We start from the raw sequence: 12,141 nt of genomic DNA, 5'->3' as shown, positions 1-12,141 counted from the left end.
ATGAGCGGAACGCAGATGCAGAAGGTCGTGCCGCCGCGTCTGCTCGTGCCGTACCTGTCGGGCAAGCGCACCGTGATCTCCGGTTACGTCTACCGGGTCCAGGACTGCGTCAGGCTGACCACGCCGGCGGCCCTCTACTACGGCCTCGACCTGTCCTTCGACGGCTCGGAGCTGTTCCCCGAGGTCCCCGAGCTCTACGTCATGCGCTGGCACGCCCGCGACGTCGACACCTACGCGGTGCCCTACGGCCCGCACATGGGAGGTGACTGGAGCGACGTGCCGCCGTTCGCCGGCAACGGGTTCACCACCTCGCCCGACCACGTGGTGCCGCAGTTCCACACCGTCCCGATGCCGATCCCGGCGGGCGCGGAGATCGTCCACGTCACCGGCGAGGGCGAGCGGCCCTTCGCCGGCTACGACGGCCTGACCTGGCGGCCCGCCGCATGAGCGAGGAGATCACGCCGGTCGCCTCCGGCTTCGTGGCCCGCTTCGGCGAGCGTACGCTGCCGGCCGCGCTCGGCCCCGACAACGACCAGGTCGTGCTGTTCAGCGAGGTCGACCTCGACGGCTTCGAGCCCTCCTCGGGCTACTGGCGGCGGGTGGTGGCCAGGTCGCAGCTGGAGTGGCTGGTGCTCATCCGCACCGTCGGCGCCTTCGGCGGCGAGCCGTGCATTGTGCTCGACGAGGACGACGACGGCCTGCACATCGCCTACACCGGCCACAGCGGCATGAAGGCCGAGGCGCTCGGCTACTGGATGGTCGACCACGGCGCGTACGAGGTCGTCGTGCCGCGCGAGGAGGTCTTCTCCATCCGCGTCGAGCGCGTGCCCGTGCCGTAGCCTCTCAGCCGAGGCCGCGATAGCGGGCCAGGCGGGCCGCCAGGCGGTCGGCCGGGCCCACCTTCAGCAGCTCGGCGATCTCGTGCTCCAGCGCCCGCCCCACGCGCTCGCAGAACTGCCTGGGCTCGTAGGCGGCGTCGGGCAGCTCGGGGATCACCCGATCGACGATGCCGTCACGCCGCAGGTCGGTGGCGCGGATGCGCTGGGCCTGGGCGATCTCGGGGGCGAAGTCGACCGACCGGTAGAGGATGGCCGAGGCGCCCTCCGGCGGCAGCGGCGACAACCAGGCGTGCTGCGCGCACAGCACCCGGTCGGCCGGCAGCAGCGCCAGCGCCGCCCCGCCCGCGCCCTCGCCGAGCAGCAGGCAGACGGTCGGGGCGTCGAGCGTGACCAGCTCGGCCAGGCAGCGGGCGATCTCGGCGGCCAGCCCGCCCTCCTCGGCCGACTTCGACAGGTCGGCCCCCGCGGTGTCGACCACGGTGACCAGCGGCAGCCCCAGCTCGGCCGCCAGGCGCATGCCGCGCCTGGCCACCCTGAGCCCGGCGGGGCCGAGCGGCGAGCGCTGGCGCTGCCTGCGCCGGTCCTGGCCGAGCACCACGGCGGGCGCGGACCCGAACCTGGCCAGCGCCAGCACGAGCCCCGGCTCGTTCTCGCCGGCGCCGCTGCCGCTGAGCGGCGTCACGTCGGTGGCGGCGAGCTTGAGCAGCGTGCGCACGCCCGGACGGTCGTCGCGGCGCGAGCGGGTGATCGCCTCCCACGCCTCGACGGGCCGCAGGTCCTCCTCGGGCGGCTCGCCCGCCTCGACGGGGGCGCGGCCCGCGCACAGCACGGAAAGGGCCCTGATCGCGACCCTGCGGGCGTCGTCGGCCGACACCACGGCGTCGACCAGGCCGTGGTCGTAGAAGTTCTCGGCCACCTGGACGGCCTCGGGAAAGGGGTAGCCGTGCAGCGCCTCGAACACCCGCGGCCCGAGGAACCCGATCAGCGCCCCCGGCTCGGCCGCGGTGACGTGCCCGAGCGACCCCCAGGAGGCCAGCACGCCGCCGGTCGTCGGGTGGCGCAGGTAGACGACGTACGGCAGCCCCGCCGCGCGATGTTGTTGCACCGCGACGGTGATCCGGACCATCTGGACGAACGCCAGCGCGCCCTCCTGCATCCGCGTGCCGCCCGAGGCCGGGGAGGCCAGCAGCGGCAGCCGCTCACGCGTGGCCCGCTCGATCGCGGCCGCGATGCGGGTGGCCGCGGCGACCCCGACCGATCCGGCCATGAAGGAGAACTCGCAGACCACGACGGCGACCCTGCGGCCGTCGAGCAGCCCCTCGCCGGTGATCACCGACTCGTCGTAGCCGGACTTCGCGCGGGCCGCCGCCAGCTCCTCGGCATAGGAGGAGCCGGGCTCCGCCGGGTCGGCGGGCGGCGCGTCCCACGATTTCCACGACCCCCTGTCGAGGACCGCTTCGATCAGTGTGCGCGCGTCCGGACGGCTCACTATCGCTCCTAACGATCAACCGATGATGCCATGGTGACGCACGAGGGTACATGCCGGAGCCGGGAATTGCCGATCATCCCTCCCGCTCTTCGAGCCAGGCGAGCACGGCCTCGCCGTCCTGGCCGAGCGCGGGGGGCGCGGTGTGCTCGGCCGCGGGCAGGCCGTCGAAGCGCAGCGGCGGCCCGGGCAGCTCGATCGGGCCGAGCACGGGGTGGTCCACCTCGACCACCAGCCCCTGGGAGCGGGTCTGCTCCCAGGCGTAGACCTCGTCGATCGACCTGATCGCGCCCGCGGGCACGCCGGCCTCGCCCAGCCTGGCCAGCCAGTGGGCGCGGTCGTGGTCGGCCAGGGCCTTCTCCATGTCGGCGATCAGCTCATCCCGGTGCGCGAATCTCTGCCTGTTGGTCGCATATTTCGCCACATCAGGGTCGATGTCGAGTAGTTTGGCGACCTTCTTCCACTGGCCGTCGTTCGCCACGGCGATCTGCAGCAGGCCGTCGGCGCAGCGGAAGGCGCCGTAGGGGGCGATGGAGGCGTGGTGGTTGCCGTTGGCGCCGGGGACCTGGCCGCCGACCGTCCAGGCCGTGCCGTGGTAGGAGTGGACGCCGGTGACCGCGGCCAGCAGGGACGTGCGCACCACCCGGCCCCGGCCGGTCCGCTCGCGCTCGTACAGGGCCGCCGCCACGCCGTACGCGCCGTGGATGCCGGCCAGCAGGTCGGCGATCGAGGCCCCCACCCGGTACGGCTCCTCGCGCGAGGGCCCGGTCAGCGACATCAGCCCCGCCTCGCCCTGGGCGATCACGTCGTAGCCCGGCCGGCCGCCCTCGGGCCCGTCGTGGCCGAACCCGGTGATCGACAGGACGACCAGGCGCGGGTTGAGCTCGTGCAGGCGCTCGACGGGGAAGCCGAGCCGGTCGAGTACGCCGGTGCGGAAGTTCTCGATCAGCACGTCGCTCTGCCGGACGAGCCGCTCGATCAGCTCCCTGCCCTCGGCGGACTTGAGATCGACCGCGATGGACTGCTTGTTGCGGTTGGCCGCCAGGAAGTAGGTCGAGATGTCATGGTCGGGCCCGACGAAGGGCGGCCCCCAGCCGCGCGACTCGTCACCCCCGTCGGGATGCTCCACCTTGATCACCCGGGCGCCCAGGTCGCCGAGCATCTGCGCGGCGTGCGGCCCCGCGAGGGCCCTGGACAGATCGAGCACGACGACGTCGCCGAGGGGTCCGGGCAAGGTCAACCTCCAGCTTGCGTTGGGCCGGAAGAATATTCTCTCAGGCGGCCGTCGCCCATCGCCTACCCTGGTCCGGTGAAATCCCTGGCCCGCCGCATCCAGGCCCTGCCGCCCTCCTGCGGGCCCGTCCGCCTGGTGGCCGTCGACGGCCCGGCAGGCTCGGGCAAGACCACGTACGCGGGCCGGCTCGGCGCGGCGCTCGGCTGCCAGGTGATCCACAGCGACGACTTCCCCGTCCACTGGGACGACGGCCCCGGCGCCTGGTTCCGCCTGCTGGACGAGCAGGTCCTGCAACCGCTGCGGCACGGCCGCCCGGCCGGTTTCCGCAGGTACGACTGGGTGGGCGAGCGCTATGCCGAGCACGTCGCCGTGCCGGCCGGGCCCGTCCTGGTCGTCGAGGGCGTCGGCACCGCCCGCCGGTCGGCCGCCGGCCTGCTGGCCTTCACCGTCTGGGTCGAGGCCCCGGACGCCGTGCGGCTGCGGCGCGTCCTCGACCGCGACGGCCCGGAGCTCGAACCCCGCTGGCGGAAGTGGTTCGCGGCCGAACGGGCCTGGTTCGCCGCCGACCGCACCCGCGAGCGCGCCGATCTCGTCGTCGAGACGTGAACCGGGTCGCCCTCCCGCCCGACTGAGCAGGGTGACGGAAGGACGACATGACAGATGAGCTGCTCGTCGTACGCGCCCAGCTGGGCGAACGCGCGGCGATCGCCGAACTCGTGCACCGGTGGCACACCCCGGTCTGGACCTACGTCCGGCGCATGCTGGACGCCGAACGGGCCGACGACGTCGCCCAGGAGATCTGGGCGGCCGTCGTGCGCGGCCTGCCCCGGCTGCGCGCCCCCGGACGGTTCGCGCCCTGGCTGTTCACCATCGCCCGCCGGGCGGTCACCGACCGCCTGCGCGAGGAGTACGCGAGGGCGGAGAGCGCGGCCGAGCCCGAGCCGGTGACCGAGGACCCCGCCGGGGCCGTCGTGGACCGCGCCGGCCTGGTGGCCGCCCTGTCCGCCCTGCCCCTTCCCGAGCGGGAGATCCTCGTCCTGCACTACCTGGAGGACCTGCCGGTCGAGGAGTGCGCCCAGATCTGCGGCATCCCCGCCGGAACCGTCAAGTCCAGACTCAGCCGCGCCCGCCGCCTCCTGCGCGACCACCTGAAGGAGATCGACCATGACCGATGAGCCGCGCCTGACCGCCGACGAGATCATCGAGCGCCTCGAACCGTCGCTGTCGCCGTGGCGGCGCGTGCGCGCGCTGACCGCCCTGCTCGCGGGGACCGCCGGGACGGTCTTCGTCTGCGCCCTGTGGTGGACCGAGCCCGGCCCACTGCCCGGCCGCACCCACCTGGCCTTCGCCGCCCTCACCGCGTTCTGCCTGGCCTGGGCCTGCTACGGCGGCTGGCTGAGCACGCGCAGGACGCCGCTGTTCGCCCGCGACCGGGTGATCGCCGGCTGGATCGCCCTGGCCGCCGCCCTGCTCACCACCGCGCTCGTCGCCGCCGTGGCCACCGGCGCGCTGGCGCTCGGGCTCGCGTTCGTGGCGGCGAGCGCCGTGCTGACCGGGCAGGCCCACGCGCGGCGGGCGCGGCTGCTGCGGCTCAAGCGGGATCTAGGTGGGTGACGTCGTTGAACGCCACCACCTCGAACCCTCCGCCCGCGGCCCGCCAGACCGACAGCGACGCGTTCAGCACCGGCGCGAACCGCAGGACGTCGGCCAGCTCGGCGTCGTCCCGCCCGGCCATGACGTGCCGCAGCCCCAGCACCACCGAGTCGTGGGCGACGATCAGCACCCGCCGCCCGTCGGCCGCCTCGCGCAGCCCGGCCAGGAAGTCCTTGAGCCGGACCACCACGTCGGCCAGCGACTCGCCGCCGGGCGGCCGGTAGGCGTAGGGGCCCTCGGCCCGCATCCGCCGCACCTCGCCGGGGAAGCGCTCGCTGATGGCGGCCAGGTTGAAGGGCGCGAACGCGCCCGACTCCTGGTCCCTGAGCCGCCCGTCCACGGTCACCGGCAGCGCGGCGGCTCCCCAGGACTCCCGGACGGCGTTCCAGGTGTCCAGCGCCCGCAGGTACGGCGAGCACCACACCACCTCGGGCGCCTCGCCGTCGGGCAGCCCGGCCAGCCTGCGGCCGAGCGCCTGCGCCTGGAGCAGGCCGAGGTCGGTCAGCGACACCTCGTCGTCGCCCCGCTCGTAGACCAGCGGCCGGTCGCCGGCCTGCGCGTGCGCCAGGTTCGCCTGGCTCTCCCCGTGTCGTACGGCGATGATCCGCGAAGGTCCCATGCCGGACATCCTCGCATCCGGAGGCCGCACCTGGCCGGGGTCGCCGGAACGGGCCGTCGTAGGGTGATCTCATGACTGAAGTCGCAGTACTCGGGGCCGGGCTCATGGGCGCCCCCATGGCCCGCAACCTGCTCAAGTCCGGCCTGTCGGTCAGGGTGTGGAACCGTACGCGGGACAAGGCCGAGCCGCTGGCGGCCGACGGCGCGCTCGTCGCCGGCTCCCCCGCCGAGGCGGTCGAGGGCGCCGACGTGATCGTCACGATGCTCAGCGACGGCGACGCCGTCCATGACGCGATGACCGCCGCCGCGCCCGCGTTCCGCCCCGGCCAGGTGTGGGCGCAGATGAGCACGGTCGGCGTGGCCGCGGTGGACCGCCTGGCCGCGCTGGCCGCCGAGCACGGGCTGACCTTCGCCGACGCGCCCGTCCAGGGCACCAGGCAGCCGGCCGAGCAGGGCAAGCTGGTCATCCTGGCGGCGGCCCCCGAGCAGGCCCGGCAGGCGCTCGCCCCGGTCTTCGACGCCGTCGGCTCGCGCACGCTCTGGCTCGGCGAGGACGGCTCGCAGGGCACCGGCACCAAGCTCAAGATGGCCGCCGTCAGCTACGGCATCTCGATGACCGGCATCGTGGCCGAGGCCCTGGCCCTCGCCAAGGGGCTCGGCCTCGACCCCGGCATGGTCCGCGAGGTGGTGACCGGCGGCCCGATGGACAACGTCTACTTCCAGGCCAAGTCGAAGGCCATCCTGGAGGGCGACTTCGAGCCGTCCTTCACCGTCCACAACGCCGAGAAGGACACCCGGCTGATCACCCAGGCGGGCGAGTCGGCCGGGGTGCGACTGGACATGGTGGCGGCGGCCGGCGAACGCCTGCGCCGCGCCGAGGCCCAGGGACACGGCGACCAGGACATGGCGGCCACGTACTTCGCGAGCTTCGGCGAGGAGTAGCCCGCACCGGCGCCTACAGTTCGTCCACCTCGGCGAACGTTCTTCCGCCGGACAGCCTCGGGTAGCCGGGGCCGCGGTCGAAGAAGCGGTCCGCGGGGGGACGGAGGCGGGCGCGGAGTTCGGCGGTGCCGCGTTCGTCGATGCGGTCGCCGTCCAGGACCACGCCGTAGTCGCCGAGGGCGCCGGCGATCGAGACCTTGCCGTCGCGGACGTCGGCCGCCACCGCCCTCGGGTCGCGGTCGTAGGGGGAGCCCCAGCCGCCGCCGCCCGTCGTGCGGATGCGGATCAGGTCGCCGGCCTGGACGGGGTGGTCGTCCACCAGGCCGTCCATCTCCTTGCCCGCGATCTCCACCCGGAACGGGCGCCCGGCCAGGCCGCCGTTGACGCCCCAGCACGACAGGATCGACCGGTCGGCGATCGACATGTACGACGCGTCCCGGAGCATTCTGATGTGCTTGTCGTAGCCCAGCCCACCGCGGAACATGCCCGGACCGCCCGAGTCGCAGGCCAGCCCCAGCCGCTCCACCCGGAACGGCCAGCGCGCCTCGGCGAACTCGACCGGGATGTTGCGCGAGTCGGGGACGATGTGGATGGTGTCCTCGCCGTCGGCGTACCAGCGGCCGCCCGAGCCGCCGCCCAGGACCTCGCGCATCAGGTACGGCATCCCGTCGGCGTCGGTGCCGTACACGCCGGTGTAGCGGATGGTCTCCTGGTCGGCGGGCATGCGTCCGCCTGTGGCCTTGGCCAGCACGCCGGCCAGCACGCCGAGCAGGCGCAGGATGACGAACGTGCGGGCGTTGGTGGGGGCGGGGAAGACCGGGGTGAGCAGCGTGCCCTTCTCCGGGAAGACCATCTTGATCAGCGGGACGACGCCCTCGTTGACGTCGAGCTCGGCCATGCGCTCGGGCGTGTCGGCGAGGTTGCGCAGCACGGGCGCGAGCCACTTCTTCAGGAAGACGCCGTCGGCGTAGTCGCCCGCGTGGTTGATCGGGCCCTTGGCCTGGGGCGAGGTGCCGGTGAAGTCGATCGTGAGCGGCGCGTCGGCGGCGTGGTCGACGGTGAGCGTGATGCGCTGGGCGTGCAGGCGGGGCTCGTCGACGCCGTCGTGCTCGGCGTAGTCCTCCCAGACGTACGTGCCTTCGGGGATCTTGGCGAGCAGTTCCCTGCGGAAGGTCTCGGTGGTCTTGGAGACGATCGCGTCGAAGCACTCCTCGACGGCCTGCCTGCCGTACCGGTCGAACAGCTCGCCGAGGCGGCGGGCGCCCATGAGGCAGGCCGAGCACTCGGCGTCGAGGTCGCCGGCCAGGGAGTCGGGCATGCGGGAGTTGCGGGTCATGATGCGCAGCGCGGTCTCGTTGGGGACGCCCTGGTCCCACAGCTTGATCGGCGGGATCATCAGGCCCTCTTCGTACACCGAGCGGGCGTGCGAGGGCATCGAGCCGGGCACCGCGCCGCCGATGTCGTCGTGGTGGCCGAACGCCTGCACGAACGCCACCACCGCCCCGTCGTGGAAGACCGGCACGGTGACGCACAGGTCGGGCAGGTGGCCGATGCCGCCCTCGGACAGGTAGACGTCGTTGTGGAAGTAGACGTCGCCGGGCTTCATCGTCTCGATCGGGAAGTCGCGCACGATCGGCTGGACGAGCGCGCTGTAGGAGCGGCCGGTGAGCTTGCGCAGGCGGGCGTCGTGGATGCCGGCGCGGAAGTCGTGCGCGTCGCGGATCATCGGGGAGCGGGCCGTGCGGGCGATGGCCGTCTCGACCTCCTGCTCGACGGAGGCCAGCGTGCCCTCGACGATCTCCACCAGGATCGGATCAATCACGTCGGATCTCCACATTTCCGTATTCGTCCACCTTCGCGGTGAAGCCCGGGTGCACGGGGATCGTCGATCCGTACTCCTCGATGACCGCCGGGCCCTGGACGGTGGCGCCGGGGCCGAGGGCGGCGCGCTGGTGGATCGGCGTGTCGCGGGTCTCGTCGAAATGCACGGGACGGACCGAGGTGGCCCCGCTGCCCGGCCCCTCCAGCCGCCGGACGGCCGGACGGGTGATCGGACCGATTCCCGAGACGCGCAGGTTGACCCATTCGACGCCGTGGCGGGGGTCCTCCCGGTAGGCGTAGCCGTACAGCTTCTCGTGGGCGTCGTGGAAGCCGTCGATCACCGTGCGCTTCCAGTCGTCGTCGAGCGGGCCCGCCGGGGCGGCAACGCGCACCTCGAACGCCTGCCCGTAGTAGCGCAGATCGGCGCTGCGGACGTAGACCGGGTCGTCGAAGCCCTCGCGGTCGAGCGCCTCGGCGGCCTGGCCCTCCAGTTCCTGGAAGATCTGCGCGGCGGTCTTGAGCGCGAGGTCGCGGGTGACGTACGTGCGCACGTAGTCGTTCTTGACGTCCACGGTGAGCAGGCCGAACGCCGAGACGTTGCCCGGGTCGCGCGGGACGACGACGGCCGGCAGCCCCAGGATGTCGATCAGGCGGCAGGCCAGCAGCGGCCCCGACCCGCCGAACGTCACCAGCGGGAAGTCGCGTACGTCGAGGCCGCGCTTGACGGTGAGCTGCCGGATCGCGTTGCTCTGGTTGAACGCGCTGATCTCCAGGATGCCGGTCGCGGTGCGCTCGGGGGTGAGCCCCAGCTTGGCGGCCAGCGCCTCGACGCCCTGGCGGGCGGCCTCCACGTCGAGCGGGATCTCGCCGCCGAGCAGGTGGGGCGGGATGCGGCCGAGGAAGACGTGCGCGTCGGTGACGGTGACCTCCGAGCCGCCCTTGCCGTAGCAGAGCGGCCCCGGATCGGCGCCGGCGGAGCGGGGGCCGACCTTGAGCGTGCCCTCGGGCGAGATCCAGGCCACCGAGCCGCCGCCCGCGCCGACCGTGACGATGTCGATCATCGGGATCTTGCACGGGTAGCGGCCGACCGTGCCCTCGGTGGTCAGCGACGGCTCGCCGTCGATCACCACGGCCACGTCGGTCGAGGTGCCGCCGCCGTCGAGGGTGATCACCGAGGGGTGCCCGGCGGTGGAGGCGATCAGCGCCGCGCCGAGCGCGCCCGCCGCCGGGCCCGACAGCACGGTGGTGATCGGCTGGTTGACGACCTCGCGGGCCGACAGCACGCCGCCGTTGGACTTCATCACCGAGAACGGCATGCCCAGCCGGTTGGACAGGTTGGCGATGTAGCCGCGCATGGCGGGCTTGACGGCGGCGTCCACCAGGGTGGTGATCGAGCGTTCGTACTCGCGGTACTCGCGCAGCACGTCGCTGGAGAGCGAGATCACCGCCTCCGGGTGCTCGCGCCAGAGCACCTCGCGCATGCGGCGCTCGTGCTCGGGGTTGGCGTAGGAGTGCAGGAAGCACACGCCGACCGCGTTGATGCCCTTCGACCTGAACCAGCGCGCCGCCTCGACGGCCTGCTCCTCGGAGAAGGGCCGCACCTCGTTGCCGAGGTGGTCCAGCCGCCCGCCGACCGTCCTGACGAGATGCACGGGGACGATCCGCGGCGGCTTGACCCAGAAGTAGGAGTTGCCGTAGCCGTCCGGCACGCTCTGCCTGGCGATCTCCAGGACGTACTCGAAGCCCTCGGTGGTGATGAACCCGAGGTTCGCGATGCGGTCTTCGAGCAACTGGTTCGTGGCGACGGTGGTGCCGTGGACGATGGAGGCGACGTCGAGCTCGCCCAGCTTCCCGATGCCCGCGACGAACCCGTCGGCCGGGTTCGCGGGGGTCGAGGGGGTCTTGGTGGTGACGATCTCACCGGTCTGCTCGTCCACCGCCACGACGTCGGTGAACGTGCCCCCGGTGTCCACTCCGATACGGACGCTACGCATGGCTCCTCAGCTTCGGCGACGGCCGAGAACTTCGTCGATGACCCGGGGCGCGTTCTGGGTGCCGACATAGGCCGCCAGGCGCACCACCAGCTCCTGGGACTTCGCCAGTTCGGCCTCGACCTTGGCCTTCCCCGACTGCCCCGCCTGCACGCCGAAATAGGCGCCCATGATCGTGCCCACCACCCCGGCGACGCCCGCGAACAGCGCGGCGAACTCCTTGGTGGCGAACACGGCGGCGCCGAAGGCGATCAGGATCGCGACGATGCCCGCCACGACGACCAGGAAACCGTACCGCCATCGGGTGGCGTCGGCCTGGGCGGCCGTCACGTCGTCCTGTGTCAGCATCGCGTCGAGCGTCGGTGGATTGTCGGTGACCACAGTTCCTCCTGATAGTCCAGGGGAGAAATGTCCCACGAGGTCATGGGACAAGCCAAGCCGCTAAGCTGGCCTCCTGTGACCGAACTGTCTGCCTTGTCTGCCGTGCCTTCTGGAGCGCGGGACGCCGTGCTGAAGTTCTACTTCGGCCCCATGGACTGCGGGAAGTCCACTCTGGCGCTCCAGATGAACTACAACCACGGCCGCCAAGGGCGGCGCGGGCTGGTCCTGACCAAGCACGACCGCTCCGGCGGCCCGAAGGTCACCAGCCGGATCGGGCTGGGCCTTGAGGCGATCGAGGTGGAGGACACCCTCGACCTCGTGCGCCTGGTCACCTCGCACGAGCGCATCGACTACCTGATCTGCGACGAGGCCTGCTTCTACACGGTCGAGCAGATCGAGCAGCTCGCCGACCTGGTGGACGAGCACGGCATCGACGTCTACGCCTTCGGGCTGGCCTCCGACTTCCGGTCGGTCATGTTCCCGGGCGCGCAGCGGCTGTTCGAGCTGGCCGACGAGGTGTGCCGGCTGCAGGTCGAGGTGTTGTGCTGGTGCGGCCGCCCGGGGCAGCTCAACGCGCGCGTGGTGGGCGGCGTGCTGGCGCGGACGGGCGAGCAGGTCGTGATCGGCGACACCGACGCCTCGGCGGTGCGCTACCAGGTGCTCTGCCGCCGCCACCACCGCTCCGGCCAGCTCGGCGAGGGCGCCACCCCGGCCTGACCCCGGCGCCACACACCAGCCGGCGCAGGGCGCCGCTCCGGTCTCACACCAGCCGGTGCAGGGCGTCCCTGAACAGGCGTTGCTCGTCCTCCGGCAGGGTGGAGAGGAAGGCGCGCTCGGCGGCCTCCACGGCCGGCACCGCGAGGCGCATGGTCTCGCGGCCGCCGTCGGTCAGCTCCACCGCGTTCTTGCGGCGGTCGCCCGGGTGGGGCCGCCGCGCCACCAGCTTCTTGGCCTCCAGCGCGTCGACCATGGCGACCATGGTCGTGCGGTCGATGCCGAGCCGCTGGGCCAGCTCCTGCTGCGACAGCGGCTCGGGGGCGTCGATCACCGCCAGCACGGCGAGCTCCCGCCCGTCGAGGCCGTACGGCTCCAGCGCCGGGCCGGTGAACTCGGCCAGGCGCAGCGCGGCATGCTTGAGCAGGTAACCAAGGCGACGGCTGGACACCCCCCGATTCT

14 protein-coding genes are annotated in these 12,141 nt (G+C 72.7%); 7 read left to right on the top strand and 7 right to left on the bottom strand.

Going from position 1 to position 12,141, the window contains the following annotated elements; translation table 11 throughout:
• Together ACIA8R_RS05935 and ACIA8R_RS05930 are read left to right on the top strand one after the other, a co-directional pair.
• Positions 1 to 447: a hypothetical protein gene (locus ACIA8R_RS05935; RefSeq protein WP_357698257.1), complete on the top strand. Its 447-nt coding sequence runs from the start codon at positions 1 to 3 to the stop codon at positions 445 to 447.
• Complete coding sequence (locus ACIA8R_RS05930; protein ID WP_357698255.1) at positions 444 to 839, top strand: hypothetical protein; 396 nt, start codon at positions 444 to 446, stop codon at positions 837 to 839. The genes ACIA8R_RS05935 and ACIA8R_RS05930 overlap by 4 nt, the downstream gene beginning before the upstream one ends.
• 4 nt (positions 840 to 843) lie before the next feature.
• Here ACIA8R_RS05930 and ACIA8R_RS05925 read toward each other — a convergent pair whose 3' ends face one another.
• On the bottom strand, positions 844 to 2,328 hold the full coding sequence (locus ACIA8R_RS05925) for a carboxyl transferase domain-containing protein (protein WP_364089785.1): 1,485 nt from the start codon (positions 2,326 to 2,328) through the stop codon (positions 844 to 846).
• Positions 2,329 to 2,401: 73 nt separating this feature from the next.
• The gene (locus ACIA8R_RS05920) at positions 2,402 to 3,559 is read right to left on the bottom strand and encodes a CaiB/BaiF CoA transferase family protein (RefSeq protein ID WP_397036817.1); all 1,158 of its coding nucleotides are present in this window, start codon (positions 3,557 to 3,559) and stop codon (positions 2,402 to 2,404) included.
• Between the two features lie 75 nt (positions 3,560 to 3,634).
• Between ACIA8R_RS05920 and ACIA8R_RS05915 the strand changes: the two genes are divergently transcribed.
• From ACIA8R_RS05915 to ACIA8R_RS05905, 3 genes are read left to right on the top strand one after another with little or no spacing between them, the layout of a single operon-like run.
• A complete protein-coding gene (locus ACIA8R_RS05915; protein ID WP_357698249.1) occupies positions 3,635 to 4,165 on the top strand; it encodes a hypothetical protein in 531 nt (176 codons plus the stop codon).
• Positions 4,166 to 4,212: 47 nt separating this feature from the next.
• Positions 4,213 to 4,734 (top strand): sigma-70 family RNA polymerase sigma factor, encoded by a 522-nt coding sequence (locus ACIA8R_RS05910; protein ID WP_364089794.1) that lies wholly within the window; start codon positions 4,213 to 4,215, stop codon positions 4,732 to 4,734.
• Positions 4,724 to 5,173 (top strand): hypothetical protein, encoded by a 450-nt coding sequence (locus ACIA8R_RS05905; protein WP_357698245.1) that lies wholly within the window; start codon positions 4,724 to 4,726, stop codon positions 5,171 to 5,173. The genes ACIA8R_RS05910 and ACIA8R_RS05905 overlap by 11 nt, the downstream gene beginning before the upstream one ends.
• On the opposite strand, the gene ACIA8R_RS05900 is transcribed toward ACIA8R_RS05905, so the two are convergent.
• The gene (locus ACIA8R_RS05900) at positions 5,151 to 5,831 is read right to left on the bottom strand and encodes a histidine phosphatase family protein (RefSeq protein ID WP_397036814.1); all 681 of its coding nucleotides are present in this window, start codon (positions 5,829 to 5,831) and stop codon (positions 5,151 to 5,153) included. The two genes, ACIA8R_RS05905 and ACIA8R_RS05900, sit on opposite strands and share 23 nt — an antisense overlap.
• Positions 5,832 to 5,902: 71 nt before the next feature.
• Here ACIA8R_RS05900 and ACIA8R_RS05895 point away from each other — a divergent pair, with 71 nt between their 5' ends.
• A complete protein-coding gene (locus ACIA8R_RS05895; protein WP_364089803.1) occupies positions 5,903 to 6,772 on the top strand; it encodes an NAD(P)-dependent oxidoreductase in 870 nt (289 codons plus the stop codon).
• Between the two features lie 13 nt (positions 6,773 to 6,785).
• On the opposite strand, the gene ACIA8R_RS05890 is transcribed toward ACIA8R_RS05895, so the two are convergent.
• From ACIA8R_RS05890 to ACIA8R_RS05880, 3 genes are read right to left on the bottom strand one after another with little or no spacing between them, the layout of a single operon-like run.
• Complete coding sequence (locus tag ACIA8R_RS05890; protein ID WP_357698237.1) at positions 6,786 to 8,594, bottom strand: hydantoinase B/oxoprolinase family protein; 1,809 nt, start codon at positions 8,592 to 8,594, stop codon at positions 6,786 to 6,788.
• Complete coding sequence (locus ACIA8R_RS05885; RefSeq protein ID WP_364089809.1) at positions 8,587 to 10,587, bottom strand: hydantoinase/oxoprolinase family protein; 2,001 nt, start codon at positions 10,585 to 10,587, stop codon at positions 8,587 to 8,589. The genes ACIA8R_RS05890 and ACIA8R_RS05885 overlap by 8 nt, the downstream gene beginning before the upstream one ends.
• 6 nt (positions 10,588 to 10,593) lie before the next feature.
• Positions 10,594 to 10,932, bottom strand: coding sequence for a hypothetical protein (locus ACIA8R_RS05880; RefSeq protein WP_364089812.1), 339 nt, complete (start codon positions 10,930 to 10,932; stop codon positions 10,594 to 10,596).
• A 135-nt stretch (positions 10,933 to 11,067) separates the two neighbouring features.
• Between ACIA8R_RS05880 and ACIA8R_RS05875 the strand changes: the two genes are divergently transcribed.
• The gene (locus tag ACIA8R_RS05875) at positions 11,068 to 11,682 is read left to right on the top strand and encodes a thymidine kinase (RefSeq protein ID WP_357698233.1); all 615 of its coding nucleotides are present in this window, start codon (positions 11,068 to 11,070) and stop codon (positions 11,680 to 11,682) included.
• A 43-nt stretch (positions 11,683 to 11,725) separates the two neighbouring features.
• Here the strand turns inward: ACIA8R_RS05875 and ACIA8R_RS05870 are convergent, their stop codons facing one another.
• Positions 11,726 to 12,130: a MarR family transcriptional regulator gene (locus tag ACIA8R_RS05870; protein WP_357698231.1), complete on the bottom strand. Its 405-nt coding sequence runs from the start codon at positions 12,128 to 12,130 to the stop codon at positions 11,726 to 11,728.
• Positions 12,131 to 12,141 lie beyond the last annotated feature (11 nt).

The sequence above is a fragment of the Nonomuraea sp. NPDC051191 genome, from assembly GCF_044455665.1.
Lineage (GTDB): Bacteria > Actinomycetota > Actinomycetes > Streptosporangiales > Streptosporangiaceae > Nonomuraea.
This window is presented reverse-complemented; position numbering and strand designations above follow the sequence as displayed.

Coding starts and splice junctions, on each gene's coding strand:
- ACIA8R_RS05895 (WP_364089803.1), top strand. CDS start 5,903: ATGACTGAAGTCGCAGTACTCGGGGCCGGGCTCATGGGCGCCCCCATG.
- ACIA8R_RS05930 (WP_357698255.1), top strand. CDS start 444: ATGAGCGAGGAGATCACGCCGGTCGCCTCCGGCTTCGTGGCCCGCTTC.
- ACIA8R_RS05900 (WP_397036814.1), bottom strand. CDS start 5,831: ATGGGACCTTCGCGGATCATCGCCGTACGACACGGGGAGAGCCAGGCG.
- ACIA8R_RS05910 (WP_364089794.1), top strand. CDS start 4,213: ATGACAGATGAGCTGCTCGTCGTACGCGCCCAGCTGGGCGAACGCGCG.
- ACIA8R_RS05935 (WP_357698257.1), top strand. CDS start 1: ATGAGCGGAACGCAGATGCAGAAGGTCGTGCCGCCGCGTCTGCTCGTG.
- ACIA8R_RS05885 (WP_364089809.1), bottom strand. CDS start 10,587: ATGCGTAGCGTCCGTATCGGAGTGGACACCGGGGGCACGTTCACCGAC.
- ACIA8R_RS05880 (WP_364089812.1), bottom strand. CDS start 10,932: ATGCTGACACAGGACGACGTGACGGCCGCCCAGGCCGACGCCACCCGA.
- ACIA8R_RS05905 (WP_357698245.1), top strand. CDS start 4,724: ATGACCGATGAGCCGCGCCTGACCGCCGACGAGATCATCGAGCGCCTC.